Origin of the sequence: Gordonia sp. (in: high G+C Gram-positive bacteria) (assembly GCF_047606305.1) — a bacterium.
Lineage (GTDB): Bacteria > Actinomycetota > Actinomycetes > Mycobacteriales > Mycobacteriaceae > Gordonia.
Map to the genome: position 1 here is coordinate 1 of NZ_JASGER010000039.1, position 13,500 is coordinate 13,500.

Genomic DNA, 13,500 nt, shown 5'->3' on the forward strand with positions numbered 1-13,500 from the left:
CCGCGGTGGTCGCCCGGGCCCTGCTGGCCCGGGCCCTGCTGGCCCGGGCCGTCCTGGCGCGGGCCGCGCGGACCCTGCTGGCCGGGGCCGTCCTGACGCGGACCCTGCTGACCGGGACCCTGCTGCTTGGGGCCGTCCTGGCGGGGACCCTGCTGGCCGGGGCCGTCCTGACGCGGACCCTGCTGACCGGGACCCTGCTGGCCGGGGCCCTGCTGGCCGGGGGCCTGCTGGTGGGTGCCGGGGCCGTCGCCGGGGGCGGCCATGGCAACGGCGGGCGCGGTCAACACGGCGCCGGCGATGAGCGGCGCCGCGATGAGGGCGATTCGCTTCTGAAGCATCAGTCGTTTCCTTCGATCGGAGAAGTGCCGCGGGACATCCCCGCGGCATTCGAGACGGAACGCTATGCGGTCGTCGGACGCCGGCCAAGGCCTGCGCGGCGATCCACAACCGACCCCCACGAAGCTCCCAGCGACCTCCCAGCTTCGCCGACGGGCGGGTGGGCGCCGTCAGACCAGGAACTTCTCGCGCAACGCCTCCTGGGCGGCGCCGTCGATGCCGAGCGCCTCGTCGACGTAGCGTTCGAGGCTCCCGTAGGACGTGGTCACCTCGTCGAAGGCGGCGTCGAGGTACAGCGACTCCACGCCGAGCAACGGTCGCAGCAGCGCCGGATCGCCACCGGCCGCGGCAAACCTGTCGAAGACCGGTTGGAGTGCGGGCAGCAGGCGCTCGTTGGTGAGCAGGTAGTCGCGGTAGACGTCGTCGCGGTCGACGCCCATCAGCGTCAGGAACGTCGCGGCCGTCCAGCCGGTGCGGTCCTTGCCGGTGGTGCAGTGGAACAGGACCGGGGTGAGGTCGCCGGCCACCAGTTCCCGGAAGAAGGTTCCGAAGGCGCGGTTGGCGCTCTCGAGGGTGATGAACTCGCGGTAGGTCGCGCTCATCATCGCGTGGGCCCTCTCGATGCTGAGCTCCTCGGACATGCGGTTCACGACCTCCGGGTCGGCCAGCACCTTGCCCAGGTTGGCGGGCATCGCCATCGTCGTCGTGCCGGCCAGGACGTCGAGCACAACCTCGGTGGTGCCGGGGAAGGCCGGGTCGGGGGCGCCGGACCGCTCGGTCTCGGTCCGCAGGTCGACGAGGGTCTTGAGCCCCAAACCGGCCAGGCCGGCACGGTCCTCGTCGGTGATCCCGACGAAATCGTTGGCCCGGTAGAGGGTCCCCGGGCGCACCGCTTTGCCGTCGACGCCGACCCAGTGGCCAAGGTCGCGGAAGTTGGCGAGGGAGGGGAACGGGCTCGGGGCCCCGGCGACGGTGCTGTGCGGCATGATCACCACGTTAAGGCAGGTGCGACCGCGATTTGGATTGGGCCGGGTCGTAATGCATACTTGTCGGGTTGCCTTGATCGGGTGGCGCGGGTTTCGTGCGGCCTCGATCCAGACAGCCGATACTCGTGTTCATTGCGGGAATCGAGCGTGTACCGCGCGGAGCATCAGCTCCACGGCCCCGACACGCCCGACCGCGTGGACCGGATGGCAAGACCGTCGCCGATCTCACCGGCGACACGTACAACGACAGATGAACAGCGTCGATCCCCGGCTTGCCGGAGGACTGTGATCGCCGAGTTGCCGGTGCCCACACGCGTGCGTTCGTCTGTCGAGAACAACTGACGGAAGAGGACCAGCGTGGCGGGACAGAAGATCCGCATCAGGCTCAAGGCCTACGACCACAACGCGATCGACGAGTCGGCGCGCAAGATCGTGGAAACCGTGACCCGTACGGGTGCGCGGATTGTCGGGCCGGTGCCGTTGCCCACCGAGAAGAACGTGTACTGCGTCATCCGCTCGCCGCACAAGTACAAGGACAGCCGCGAGCACTTCGAGATGCGCACGCACAAGCGCCTCATCGACATCCTCGACCCGAACCCGAAGACGATCGATGCGCTGATGAACATCGCGTTGCCGGCCAGCGTCGACGTGAACATCCAGTAAGCGGGGGATTCGAGCAATGACGAACCAGAGCAGCACGAAGGGTCTGCTGGGCACCAAGCTCGGCATGACCCAGGTGTTCGACGAGAACAACCGGGTCGTCCCGGTGACCGTGATCCAGGCCGGGCCGAACGTGATCACCCAGATCCGCACGCCCGAGCGCGACGGCTACACCGCCGTCCAGCTCGCCTACGGCGCCATCGACCCGCGCAAGGTGAACAAGCCGGTTTCCGGACAGTTCAGCAAGGCCGGGGTCACCCCGCGCCGCCACCTCGCCGAGATCCGCATCGCCGACGCGAGCGAGTTCGAGGTCGGTCAGGAGCTGACCGCCGAACTGTTCGCCGAGGGCGCCAAGGTCGACGTGACCGGCACCTCCAAGGGCAAGGGCTTTGCCGGCGTCATGAAGCGCCACGGCTTTGCCGGCCTGGGTGCCAGCCACGGTGCGCACCGCGTGCACCGCGCGCCGGGCTCGATCGGTGGCTGTGCCACCCCGGGCCGCGTGTTCAAGGGCATGCGCATGGCCGGCCGCATGGGTAACGACAAGGTGACCACGCAGAACCTCACCGTCCACAAGGTGGACGCCGAGGCCGGTCTGCTGTTGATCAAGGGCGCGATCCCCGGCCGCAAGGGCGGCGTCGTGGTCGTGCGTGACGCCGTGAAGGGTGGTGCGGCCAAGTGAGCGACGACGACAAGAAGGCTCCGGCCAAGAAGACTGCGGCCAAGAAGACCGCTGCCAAGAAGGCTCCGGCCAAGAAGGCTGCCGAGGCTCCGGCCAAGGCCGCCGCCAAGAAGGCCCCGGCCAAGAAGGCGGCGACCAAGACCGCTGCTGCGACGGCTCCGGCCACGAAGGCGGCTCCCGCCAAGAAGGCCCCGGCCGCCAAGAAGGCTGACGCCGACAAGGCGACCAACCTGAAGCTGGACGTGAAGTCGGCCGGCGGCAAGGCGACCGGCAAGGTCGACCTGCCCGCCGAGATCTTCGACGCCCCGGCGAACATCGCGCTGATGCACCAGGTGGTGACGGCCCAGCTGGCCGCCGCTCGCCAGGGCACCCACGCGACGAAGACCCGTGGCGAGGTCCGCGGCGGTGGCGCCAAGCCGTACCGCCAGAAGGGCACCGGCCGCGCCCGTCAGGGTTCGACCCGTGCACCGCAGTTCGCCGGTGGTGGCACCGTCCACGGCCCGCAGCCGCGCGACTACAGCCAGCGCACCCCGAAGAAGATGAAGGCCGCCGCCCTGCGCGGTGCCCTCTCGGACCGGGCGCGCAACGACCGCATCCACGTGATCACCGAGCTGGTGTCCGGACAGACCCCGTCGACGAAGTCGGCGCGGCAGTTCCTGGCCGAGCTCAGCGACCGTCGCAAGTTCCTCGTCGTGCTCTCGCGCGAGGACGAGGTCGCTTGGCGCAGCGTCGCGAACCTGGGCAACGTCGCCCCGATCGCGCCGGACCAGCTGAACACCTACGACGTGCTGGACTCCGACGAGGTCGTGTTCACCGTCGAGACGCTGAACGCCTTCGTCGAGGGCGCCGAGCGCAAGAAAGAAGAGGTCTAGGCATGGCTACGCACGCAGATCCGCGTGACATCATCCTGGCGCCGGTGATCTCGGAGAAGGCCTACGGCCTCATCGAGGACAACGCGTACACCTTCCTGGTGGCACCGTCGTCGAACAAGACCGAGATCAAGATCGCGATCGAGAAGATCTTCGACGTGAAGGTGGCGAGCGTGAACACCGCCAACCGCCAGGGCAAGCGCAAGCGCTCCCGTGGCGGCTTCGGCCAGCGCAAGTCGACCAAGCGCGCGATCGTGACCCTGGCCGAAGGCAGCAAGCCGATCGAGATCTTCGGGGGACCGGCCGCGTAAGCGTCCGACCGAAGACGAGTAGAGGACTTTGACTCATGGCAATTCGTAAGTACAAGCCGACGACCCCCGGTCGCCGCGGCTCGAGCGGTGCGGACTTCTCCGAGGTCACGCGCTCGCACCCGGAGAAGTCGCTGGTTCGCCCGCTGCACGGTCGCGGCGGTCGCAACGCGCACGGTCGCATCACCACCCGGCACAAGGGTGGCGGGCACAAGCGCGCCTACCGGTTGATCGACTTCCGTCGCAACGACAAGGACGGCGTCAACGCGAAGGTCGCTCACATCGAGTACGACCCGAACCGCACCGCGCGCATCGCGCTGCTGCACTACCTGGACGGCGAGAAGCGCTACATCATCGCGCCGAAGGGTCTGAACCAGGGCGACATCGTCGAGAGCGGCCCGAACGCCGACATCAAGCCCGGTAACAACCTGCCGCTGCGCAACATCCCGACCGGTACGGTCATCCACGCCGTGGAGCTCCGTCCGGGCGGCGGGGCCAAGATGGCCCGCAGCGCCGGCGCCTCGATCCAGCTCCTCGGCAAGGAGGGTCCGTACGCGACCCTGCGCATGCCGTCGGGTGAGATCCGCCGCGTCGACGTGCGCTGCCGCGCCAGCGTCGGCGAGGTCGGCAACGCCGAGCAGAGCAACATCAACTGGGGCAAGGCCGGCCGCATGCGGTGGAAGGGCAAGCGCCCGACCGTCCGCGGTGTCGTCATGAACCCGGTCGACCACCCGCACGGCGGTGGTGAGGGTAAGACCTCCGGCGGCCGTCACCCGGTCAGCCCGTGGGGCAAGCCCGAGGGCCGCACCCGTAAGAACAAGGCGAGCGACAAGCTCATCGTCCGGCGCCGTCGCACCGGCAAGAACAAGCGATAACAGGAGGGAGTTAGAGAATGCCACGCAGCCTCAAGAAGGGCCCGTTCGTCGACGACCACCTCCTCGCGAAGGTGGACGCCCAGAACGAGAAGGGCACCAAGCAGGTCATCAAGACCTGGTCGCGCCGCTCGACCATCATCCCCGACTTCATCGGTCACACCTTCGCCGTCCACGACGGTCGCAAGCACGTCCCGGTGTTCGTCTCGGAGAACATGGTCGGCCACAAGCTGGGCGAGTTCGCCCCGACCCGTACGTTCAAAGGTCACATCAAGGATGACCGGAAAGCGAAGCGCCGGTAACCATGACTACCAAGACTGACAACCCGCAGGCCCGGGCGACCGCCCGGTTCGTGCGCACGACGCCGATGAAGGCCCGTCGCGTGCTCGCGCTGATCCGCGGCAAGAACGTCGACGAGGCGCTGGACATCCTGCGCTTCGCGCCGCAGGCCGCCAGCGAGCCGACCTACAAGGTGCTCGAGTCCGCGATCGCCAACGCCGAGAACAACCAGGATCTGGACCGCCGGACCCTGCGCGTCGCCGAGGCGTTCGCCGACGAGGGCCCGACCATGAAGCGGTTCCAGCCGCGTGCACAGGGTCGCGCCTTCCGCATCCGCAAGCGCACCGCCCACATCACCGTGATCGTCGAGAGTGTTTCCGACGCGCCCGCCACCAGCGGTCGCGGCCGGTCGCGCCAGCCCAAGAAGGGAGCCCAGTAGTGGGTCAGAAAATCAACCCGAACGGCTTCCGCCTCGGCATCACCACCGACTGGAACTCGAAGTGGTACGCGGACAAGCAGTACGCGGACTACGTGAAAGAGGACGTCGCGATCCGCAAGCTCCTGTCCACCGGACTCGAGCGCGCCGGCATCGCCAAGGTGAAGATCGAGCGCACGCGTGACCGCGTCCGCGTCGACATCTTCACCGCGCGTCCGGGCATCGTCATCGGCCGCCGCGGCGCCGAGGCCGACCGCATCCGCGGCGAGCTGGAGAAGCTGACCGGCAAGCAGGTCCAGCTGAACATCCTCGAGGTCAAGAACGCCGAGTCCGAGGCCCAGCTCGTGGCCCAGGGCATCGCCGAGCAGCTGAGCAACCGCGTGGCCTTCCGTCGCGCGATGCGCAAGGCGATCCAGTCCGCGATGCGCCAGCCGAACGTCAAGGGCATCCGCGTCCAGTGCTCGGGCCGCCTCGGCGGTGCCGAGATGAGCCGCAGCGAGTTCTACCGCGAAGGCCGTGTGCCGCTGCACACCCTGCGCGCGAAGATCGACTACGGCCTGTACGAGGCCCGCACGACCTTCGGCCGCATCGGCGTGAAGGTCTGGATCTACAAGGGTGACGTCGTCGGCGGGAAGCACGAGCTGACCGACGACACCGTCGCCCCGTCGGACGACCGTCGCGGCCGTAAGAAGCCGCCGCGTCGCAGCGGTGCCCAGGGCACCACCGGGACCAGCACCGAGGCCGGCCGCGCGGCGGAGACCGCCGCCACCGAGGTCGTCGACGTGGTCGTCGAGGAGACGACTGCGCCGCAGGCCGCTCCGGCGCAAGAGAACCAGGAGAGCTAGCCATGTTGATCCCACGTCGGGTTAAACACCGCAAGCAGCACCACCCGAGCCTCAAGGGCCGGGCCTCCGGCGGCACCAAGGTGACCTTCGGCGACTACGGCATCCAGGCGCTCGAGGGTGCGTACATCACGAACCGTCAGATCGAGTCCGCTCGTATCGCCATCAACCGGCACATCAAGCGTGGCGGCAAGGTGTGGATCAACATCTTCCCCGACCGTCCGCTGACCAAGAAGCCCGCCGAGACCCGCATGGGTTCGGGCAAGGGTTCGCCGGAGTGGTGGGTGGCCCCGGTGAAGCCGGGCCGCGTGCTGTTCGAAATGACCTACCCCAACGAGGAGATTGCCCGCGAGGCCCTGCGCCGCGCGCAGCACAAGCTCCCGATCAAGACCCGTATCGTGACGCGAGAGGAGCGCTTCTGATGGCACTGGGAACTGCCGCTGCCGAGCTGCGCGAGCTCGACGACGCCGAGCTGATCAACCGCCTCAAGGAGTCGAAGGAAGAGCTGTTCAACCTTCGCTTCCAGACGGCGACCGGTTCGCTCGACAACAACCGCCGGTTGCGCGTCGTCCGTCGCGAGATCGCCCGGATCTACACCGTGATGCGCGAGCGCGAGCTCGGGCTTGCGGGGGCGCCGGAGGCTGACGCATGAGTAAGGACAAGAACGACGTGACCACGACCGAGGAGACCCGGGCCAGCCGCAAAGAGCGGATCGGCTACGTGGTCAGCGACAAGATGCAGAAGACGATCGTCGTCGAGCTGGAGGACCGCAAGTCCCACCCGCTGTACGGCAAGATCATCCGCACCACCAGCAAGGTGAAGGCCCACGACGAGAACGGGGACGCCGGTGTCGGCGACCGCGTGCGACTCATGGAGACCCGCCCGCTCAGCGCCACCAAGCGCTGGCGCCTGGTCGAGGTGCTGGAGAAGGCCAAGTAGGCCCTTCCGCCTCACGCACGACGAACCGCGGCCCGCTTCCCGACAGGGAGGCGGGCCGCAGTCGTCGTGTCAGGGCACGGTCGGCGGAAATCAGGGCACGGTCGACGAATATCTGGGCACGGTCGGCGGAAATCAGGGCACGGTCGGCGAGATTCTGGGCACGGTCGGCGGAAATCTGGGCACGGTCGGCGAGATTCTGGGCACGGTCGGCGGAAAGAGGGTGGGGGTTAGAGCTCGTCGCCCGTCCCAGTCGAATCGTGGTTGATCGCGGCGGCCTTGGCCGAGATCCAGTCGACGTAGGCAAGGCCGACGGCCGAGGCGATGAACGCCATGTGGATCAGGGTCTGCCACATGAGCTTGTCGCCGCCGTGCGGCTCGTTGACCGTGGCGCCGGCCTCGATGAACGACTTGAGCAGGTGGATCGAGGAGATGCCGATGATCGACATCGCCAGCTTCACCTTGAGCACGTTCGGGTTGACGTGCGAGAGCCATTCGGGCTTGTCCGGGTGGGTCTCCATGTTGATGCGGGACACGAAGGTCTCGTAGCCGCCGATGATCACCATGATGAGCAGGTTCGCGATCATCACGACGTCGACGAGGCCGAGGACGATCAACATGACCTTCTCTTCGGAGAGATGGTCGAGGTCGGAGACGAGGTGGACCAGTTCCTTCCAGAACACCACCACGTAGACCGCCTGCGCGACGATCAGGCCGATGTACAGCGGGGCCTGGAGCCAACGGCTGACGAAGATCGACGAGCCGATGAAGCGGACGAAGGACTCTTGGGCCGGATGCCGCGGGGAGGCCTGCGGCGGCGCGGGAGTGGTTGTTTCCATGTTGCGCCCCACCCTAGCGGACCCGATCGGTGCAGGTCAGCCGACGGCGCTGAGTTCGATCCCGATGTTGGACTTCACACCGCCGCGCAGTCGGGAGAACAGGCCGAATCCCCGTCCCAGGAGGCCGTAGCGCTTGTTGATCGCGGCGTAGAGGTCCTTGGTCTGCGACGGGTCGAGCAGGCGGGCCCTCGCCTCGACCGCTTCACCCTTGACGTTGCCGCGGAAGTCGCACTTGGCGATGGTCACGCGCGGGGTGTTCCGGATGCGCTTGACCTTCCAGGCGGAGCTCTCCGAGATGACCCAGAACCTGCCGTCGCCGGTCGGTGCGGGCACCACCCACACCGGCGTCGGCTTGGGGCGGCCGTCCTTGGTGAAGGTGGTCAGGCTGATGTAGTCCGAACGGGCGATGTCGGTGAAGGAGTCGGCCATGGCTTCCATGGTGCCAAAATTCGTGCGGGTCGGCGTCTGATCTGCGGCGATGCCTCGCGAGCCGGCCGAAAAGGTGTCCATTTTCACCGCTTCCGAGGGCTTCGGGGATTCGAGGTCACCGGTAACGACATGACACAATTGAAACGATAAATCTGGAGGTGCAGCATCAGCCGGGAGAGGTGAGGAACACAGTTGGGTCGGGACAACCGTGAGCTTCTTCCGCTGACCGCTCCGCAGCGCGGAATCTGGTTCGCCGAAGCGCTTTCCCCCGAGTTCTCGGTCAACATCGCGCACTTCGTCGACATCAAGCACGCCGTCGGCGGCCTGGACGTCGACCTGCTCGCCGAGTGCACCGACGTCGTCACCAAGCTGATGGGCGCCTTCCGGGTCCGGTTCACCCTCGTCGACGGCGAACCGATGCAATACGAGGATCCCGATTATCCGCCGGTCGCCACGGTCATCGACTTCCGGGACGAGGACGACCCGTGGGCGAGCGCCCGCGCCTGGATGGACGAGGACTACCGCCGGCCGGTCGACGTGCTGAACGACCAGCTCGTCGTCGCCGCGCTGTTGCGGATCTCCGACGAGCGCACGGTCTGGTACATGCGCGGCCATCACCTTCTGTGCGACGGCATCGCCGCCAACACGTCGATGCGGCGCGCCCTCAAGCGCTACGCCACCATTGTCGCCGGGCGCGAGCCCGACGACCGGCCGGCGGCCACCCTCGAGGAGGTCGTGGCCTACGACGCCGAATACGCCGGGGGCGAGCTGCGCGCGGCCGACCGCGAGTACTGGTCGAGTCGCATCACTGAGATGCCCGAGCCGGTCAGCCTGGCGCGCGGCTCGGCCACCGCATCGCTCGCCGCCCCGACGGTGCACGCCCGTCGCCCGCTGCCGCCCGCGCTGCAACAACGCTTGGAGGCCTTGGCCGAGGAGACCGGGAGCATCCCGGCCGCGCTGCTCACCGCCGCCGTCGCGGCTTTCGTCGCGCGGATGACCGGCAGCGACGACATCGTGCTCAGCCTCCCGGTCACCGGACGCACCACCAAGGAGATCCAGCGCTCGGCGGGCATGTTGTCCAACATCCTGCCGATCCGCGTCCGCGACATCGTGGACACGAGCGTGCGCGACCTCGCCGACACCACCAAGAACGAGCTGTTCGGCGCCCTCGACCACCAGCGCTACCGGTCCGAGGACATCCGTCGCGAGGCCGGGCTCGACGCCCGCAACCTGTACTTCGGTCCGCTGATCAACATGATGTTCTTCCGCGACCTGGTCATCGAGGGCGCCGAGCTCGACTACGAGGTGCTGACCACCGGCATCATCGAGGATCTCGCGGTGAACCTCTACCAATCGGTCCCCGGTGCGCCCATGTCGGTCGACATCCTGGCGAATTCGAGCATCTACACCCGGGCGGAGATCGAGGAGCACCTCGACCGGCTGTTGCTGTTCACCGAGCGCCTGTACGCCGACCCCGACCAGTCGGTCGCCGACGTCGGGCTGCTCAACCCGGGCGAAGACACCGACATCCACCGCCTCGAGACCGGGCCGGACCTGACCGTGCCCGTCGGCGGGCACGTGCTCGAACCCTTCACCCGTGCCGCACAGACGTACGCGGACTCGACCGCGCTGCTCGACGACGAGGGCTCGTGGACCTACCGCGAGGTCGACCACCTGCGCCGCGACTTGGCGCACCGGCTGATGGCCGACGGCGTCCGGGCCGGGGACCGCGTCGCCATCGCCCTGCCGCGCTCGGTCGACCAGGTCATCGCCATCTACGCGGTGTGGACCATCGGCGCGGCCTACGTCCCGGTGGACGTCGAGCAGCCCGACGCACGCCAGCGGCAGATCCTGGACGCCTCGTCCCCGCGGCTGGTCGTCGACGCCGACCACCTTCGACGACTCGGTTTCTCGGCCACCGCGCCGGTCGCCGACCCGCCGCCGCTCCCGCCTGCGCCGACGTCGGCGATGCCCGCCTACGTGCTGTTCACCTCCGGCTCCACCGGCACCCCCAAGGGCGTGGAGGTGTCGCACGACGCGATCTCCCGCCGGATGGCGTGGGGCCACCAGCGCTACCCGCTGACCGAGGAGGACGTGGTCATGTACAAGACCCCGTTCACCTTCGACGTGTCGTTGCCCGAGTTGGTCGCGCCGCTGCAGGTCGGCGCCACGATGGTCGTGGCCCGGGCGGACGGCCACCGCGACCCGGACTACCTGCGGGAGACGATCGCCGACAAGGCCGTCACCAGCGTCCACTTCGTCCCGTCGATGCTCGACGTCTTCATCGCCACCGAGACCGCCCACGGCGACCCGGTGATGGCGCCCAGCGTGCGGCGGGTCATCGCATCGGGCGAGGCGCTGCCGGCGACGACGGCGGCGCAGGTCGTGGAGAACACCAAGGCCGAGATGGTGAACCTCTACGGGCCCACCGAGGCCGCCGTCGAGGTGACCGAGTACGTGGTGCGCCCGGGCGACAAGACCATCCCCATCGGCCATCCGGTCCCCGGCATGGCCGCGCGCGTCCTCGACGGCCGCCTGCGCCGCGTCCCCGTCGGCGTCGCCGGCGAGCTCTACCTGTCCGGCGCGCAACTGGCCTACGGCTACTTCGGTGCGACCGACCGCACGTCGCACCGCTTCGTGGCGGACCCGTTCACCCGGGCCGAGCGGATGTACCGGACCGGCGACGTCGTCCGGTGGAACACCGAGGGCAACCTCGAATACCTCGGTCGCACCGATCACCAGGTGAAGATCCGCGGGCAGCGCGTCGAACTGGGCGAGATCGAGGCGGTCCTGGCCGGCCACGACGACGTCGACTCGGCGGTGGTCGTCGTGCACGACGAGGGTGCGGCGCCGATCCTCGTGGGCTACGTCAAGCCCGCCGTCGGCGCCGACGTCGACGGCCTGCCCGGGCGTTTGGTCGACGAATGCCGGCGGACCCTGCCGTCACACATGGTGCCCGCGACGGTCATGCCGCTCGAGCAGTTCCCGACGAGTTCGGCGGGCAAGCTCGACCGCAAGGCGCTGCCCGAGCCCGACCTCGACCTGTTGGCGACCGAGTACGTGGCCCCCGAGTCGGCGGCCGAACTGGCCGTCGCCGAGGTGCTCGCCGAGGTGCTGGGCCTGGATCGGCTCGGCGTCACCGAGTCCTTCTTCGACGCCGGCGGCGACTCGCTGTCGGCGATGCGCGCCGTCCCGCGACTGGGCGAGATCCTCGGCGCGAACCTCACCGTCCGCGACCTGTTCGCCCAACCGACCGTCCGCGGCCTCGTCGACTCGGCCCGCGAGCTCGCGACGTCGTCGACGCCGCTGGTGAAGGTCGACCCGCGACCCGACCGGATCCCGGTGTCGGAGGTCCAGCGCGGCATGTGGCTGCTCAACCGCGCCGATCCGGACTCCCCGGTGTACAACATGCCGTTCGCCTTCCAGATCACCGGCGACCTCGACCTCGCCGCGCTGCAGCGAGCCGTCGGCGACCTGCTGGAGCGGCAGGAGGCCCTGCGGACCTACTACCCGATGTCCGACGGGGACCCGGTCCAGGCGGTCAGCGGCGTGGAGGAGGTGCTCGCCCAGCAGGTGATGGACCCGCGGCCGATCACCGGTTCCGCGGTCGACGCGGTCGCGCAGGTCGCCGCACAGGGTTTCGACGTGACCGAGCGGGCGCCGTTCCGGTTCGCCGTGTTCTCCCGCGGTGCGACCGACCACGTCATCGTGATCGTCGTCCACCACATCAACGCCGACGGGGTGTCGCTGTGGCCGCTGGCCGCCGACTTCATGGCCGCCTATGCCGCCCGCGCCCGCGGTGACCAGCCGCAGTGGCAGCCGCTGGGCATCGCCTATGCGGACTTCGCGCTCTGGCAGCAGGACCGGCTGGAACAGTCCGCGGACGAGGAGACGTCCGAGCGGGAGCGACAGCTCGGCTACTGGAAGGAGCGCCTCGCCGGCGCACCACCGGTCCTGGGCCTGCCCACCGACCGCCCGCGTTCGCTGACGCCGTCCTTCGACGGCGACGTCGTTGGCTTCGAGATCCCGCGCGAGGTCTACGCCGGGATCGAGGAGATCGGGCACCGCCACCAGGCGACGCCGTTCATGGTCGTGCACGCCGCCTACGCCGCGCTCCTCGGTCGCCTCAGCGGCCAGCAGGACGTGGTCGTCGGCATCCCGTACGCGGGTCGGTCGGCGCGCGACCTGGACGAGGTCGTCGGCATGTTCGTTAACTCGCTGGCGCTGCGGACAGAGCTGAACCCGGGGGAGCGCTTCGTCGACCTGCTCGAACGCGTCCGGGAACAGGACTTGCAGGACATGGCCCACGCCGACGTCGCCTTCGAGTCGGTGGTCGACGCCGTCGGCGCTCGCCGACGAGGCGGCACCAACCCGGTGTTCCAGACCATGCTGTGGTTCCAGAACATCGAGATCCCCGAGGTGAACCTGGACGGTCTGGTCGTCGAGCCGATCGATCCCGGCGTCAACCCGGCCAAGGTCGACCTCCAGCTGGCCGTCTTCCCCGGCAACCACCCGTTCGAGGCGCGTGCGGATGCCGACGGCGAGGTCGTGCGGGCCGAGGTCAACTATTCGACGGCCCTCTTCGACCGCCCGACCATCGAACTGCTCGTCCAGCGCCTGCTGCGCCTGCTCGAGGCGATCGTGGCCGACCCGACCAGCGTCGTGGCGGACCTGTCGATCGACGCCGCGGAGCAGGATTCGCCGGCGTCGGCGGAATCCGTCGCCGACGACCGCCCGCTGCCCGAGCTCGTGGACCTGGCCGGCAGTGCGGCGCCGTCGGCCGTCGCGGTCGACGGACACGGCGCGGCGCTGAGCTTCGGCGACCTCGCGGGCAACGCCGCCGCCATGGCCATCACGCTGCCCGATCCCGACGCGGCGCTGGTGACCGCGTTGTTCGCCCTGCTGCCCGACCTGGCCGCCGCGGGTCCCGAAGCCCTCGGCGACGTCCTCGCCGACCTGCGCACCCGTGCTGCCGAGGCCCTGCGCGGCCCCGACGGAACCTCCGGCGCATGATCGCGCCGGACGCCTA

The 13,500-nt window shown here is 68.9% G+C and carries 16 protein-coding genes; 12 read left to right on the plus strand and 4 right to left on the minus strand.

The window, feature by feature from the left end:
* Together QM634_RS05915 and QM634_RS05920 are read right to left on the minus strand one after the other, a co-directional pair.
* The coding region (locus QM634_RS05915) for a hypothetical protein (RefSeq protein WP_415041845.1) at positions 1-338 on the minus strand (338 nt) is incomplete at its 3' end.
* Between the two features lie 168 nt (positions 339-506).
* Complete coding sequence (locus QM634_RS05920) at positions 507-1,322, minus strand: tyrosine-protein phosphatase (protein WP_415041846.1); 816 nt, start codon at positions 1,320-1,322, stop codon at positions 507-509.
* Positions 1,323-1,679: 357 nt separating this feature from the next.
* Between QM634_RS05920 and rpsJ the strand changes: the two genes are divergently transcribed.
* The 11 genes from rpsJ to rpsQ all read left to right on the plus strand — a co-directional run bounded on the left by rpsJ (position 1,680) and on the right by rpsQ (position 7,206).
* Positions 1,680-1,985 (plus strand): 30S ribosomal protein S10, encoded by a 306-nt coding sequence (rpsJ, locus tag QM634_RS05925; RefSeq protein ID WP_415041847.1) that lies wholly within the window; start codon positions 1,680-1,682, stop codon positions 1,983-1,985.
* Between the two features lie 16 nt (positions 1,986-2,001).
* Entirely contained in the window at positions 2,002-2,661 is a 660-nt protein-coding gene (gene rplC / locus QM634_RS05930) for a 50S ribosomal protein L3 (RefSeq protein ID WP_415041848.1), read from the plus strand.
* A gap of 230 nt (positions 2,662-2,891) precedes the next feature.
* The gene (gene rplD / locus QM634_RS05935) at positions 2,892-3,533 is read left to right on the plus strand and encodes a 50S ribosomal protein L4 (protein WP_415041858.1); all 642 of its coding nucleotides are present in this window, start codon (positions 2,892-2,894) and stop codon (positions 3,531-3,533) included.
* 2 nt (positions 3,534-3,535) lie between these two features.
* Positions 3,536-3,841, plus strand: coding sequence for a 50S ribosomal protein L23 (gene rplW / locus QM634_RS05940; protein WP_415041849.1), 306 nt, complete (start codon positions 3,536-3,538; stop codon positions 3,839-3,841).
* Positions 3,842-3,876: 35 nt separating this feature from the next.
* Complete coding sequence (gene rplB, locus QM634_RS05945; RefSeq protein WP_415041850.1) at positions 3,877-4,713, plus strand: 50S ribosomal protein L2; 837 nt, start codon at positions 3,877-3,879, stop codon at positions 4,711-4,713.
* Positions 4,714-4,730: 17 nt separating this feature from the next.
* Positions 4,731-5,012: a 30S ribosomal protein S19 gene (gene rpsS, locus QM634_RS05950; RefSeq protein WP_415032129.1), complete on the plus strand. Its 282-nt coding sequence runs from the start codon at positions 4,731-4,733 to the stop codon at positions 5,010-5,012.
* Positions 5,013-5,014: 2 nt separating this feature from the next.
* Complete coding sequence (gene rplV, locus QM634_RS05955) at positions 5,015-5,428, plus strand: 50S ribosomal protein L22 (RefSeq protein WP_415041851.1); 414 nt, start codon at positions 5,015-5,017, stop codon at positions 5,426-5,428.
* Positions 5,428-6,270: a 30S ribosomal protein S3 gene (rpsC, locus tag QM634_RS05960; protein WP_415041852.1), complete on the plus strand. Its 843-nt coding sequence runs from the start codon at positions 5,428-5,430 to the stop codon at positions 6,268-6,270. The genes rplV and rpsC overlap by 1 nt, the downstream gene beginning before the upstream one ends.
* 2 nt (positions 6,271-6,272) lie before the next feature.
* Positions 6,273-6,689, plus strand: a complete 417-nt coding sequence (gene rplP / locus QM634_RS05965; protein WP_007320503.1) for a 50S ribosomal protein L16 — start codon at positions 6,273-6,275, stop codon at positions 6,687-6,689.
* Positions 6,689-6,919, plus strand: a complete 231-nt coding sequence (gene rpmC / locus QM634_RS05970) for a 50S ribosomal protein L29 (protein ID WP_415041853.1) — start codon at positions 6,689-6,691, stop codon at positions 6,917-6,919. The genes rplP and rpmC overlap by 1 nt, the downstream gene beginning before the upstream one ends.
* A complete protein-coding gene (gene rpsQ, locus QM634_RS05975) occupies positions 6,916-7,206 on the plus strand; it encodes a 30S ribosomal protein S17 (RefSeq protein ID WP_415041854.1) in 291 nt (96 codons plus the stop codon). The genes rpmC and rpsQ overlap by 4 nt, the downstream gene beginning before the upstream one ends.
* A gap of 227 nt (positions 7,207-7,433) precedes the next feature.
* Here the strand turns inward: rpsQ and QM634_RS05980 are convergent, their stop codons facing one another.
* Both QM634_RS05980 and QM634_RS05985 read right to left on the minus strand, forming a co-directional pair.
* The gene (locus QM634_RS05980) at positions 7,434-8,042 is read right to left on the minus strand and encodes a TIGR00645 family protein (protein WP_415041855.1); all 609 of its coding nucleotides are present in this window, start codon (positions 8,040-8,042) and stop codon (positions 7,434-7,436) included.
* Positions 8,043-8,078: 36 nt separating this feature from the next.
* Positions 8,079-8,471, minus strand: coding sequence for a PPOX class F420-dependent oxidoreductase (locus QM634_RS05985; RefSeq protein WP_415041856.1), 393 nt, complete (start codon positions 8,469-8,471; stop codon positions 8,079-8,081).
* Positions 8,472-8,663: 192 nt separating this feature from the next.
* Here QM634_RS05985 and QM634_RS05990 point away from each other — a divergent pair, with 192 nt between their 5' ends.
* Complete coding sequence (locus tag QM634_RS05990; RefSeq protein WP_415041857.1) at positions 8,664-13,484, plus strand: amino acid adenylation domain-containing protein; 4,821 nt, start codon at positions 8,664-8,666, stop codon at positions 13,482-13,484.
* Positions 13,485-13,500: the final 16 nt, after the last annotated feature.

Coding starts and splice junctions, on each gene's coding strand:
- rpsQ (WP_415041854.1), top strand. CDS start 6,916: ATGAGTAAGGACAAGAACGACGTGACCACGACCGAGGAGACCCGGGCC.
- rpmC (WP_415041853.1), top strand. CDS start 6,689: ATGGCACTGGGAACTGCCGCTGCCGAGCTGCGCGAGCTCGACGACGCC.
- QM634_RS05920 (WP_415041846.1), bottom strand. CDS start 1,322: ATGCCGCACAGCACCGTCGCCGGGGCCCCGAGCCCGTTCCCCTCCCTC.
- rplP (WP_007320503.1), top strand. CDS start 6,273: ATGTTGATCCCACGTCGGGTTAAACACCGCAAGCAGCACCACCCGAGC.
- rplB (WP_415041850.1), top strand. CDS start 3,877: ATGGCAATTCGTAAGTACAAGCCGACGACCCCCGGTCGCCGCGGCTCG.
- rplV (WP_415041851.1), top strand. CDS start 5,015: ATGACTACCAAGACTGACAACCCGCAGGCCCGGGCGACCGCCCGGTTC.
- QM634_RS05980 (WP_415041855.1), bottom strand. CDS start 8,042: ATGGAAACAACCACTCCCGCGCCGCCGCAGGCCTCCCCGCGGCATCCG.
- rpsS (WP_415032129.1), top strand. CDS start 4,731: ATGCCACGCAGCCTCAAGAAGGGCCCGTTCGTCGACGACCACCTCCTC.
- QM634_RS05985 (WP_415041856.1), bottom strand. CDS start 8,471: ATGGCCGACTCCTTCACCGACATCGCCCGTTCGGACTACATCAGCCTG.
- rplW (WP_415041849.1), top strand. CDS start 3,536: ATGGCTACGCACGCAGATCCGCGTGACATCATCCTGGCGCCGGTGATC.
- rplC (WP_415041848.1), top strand. CDS start 2,002: ATGACGAACCAGAGCAGCACGAAGGGTCTGCTGGGCACCAAGCTCGGC.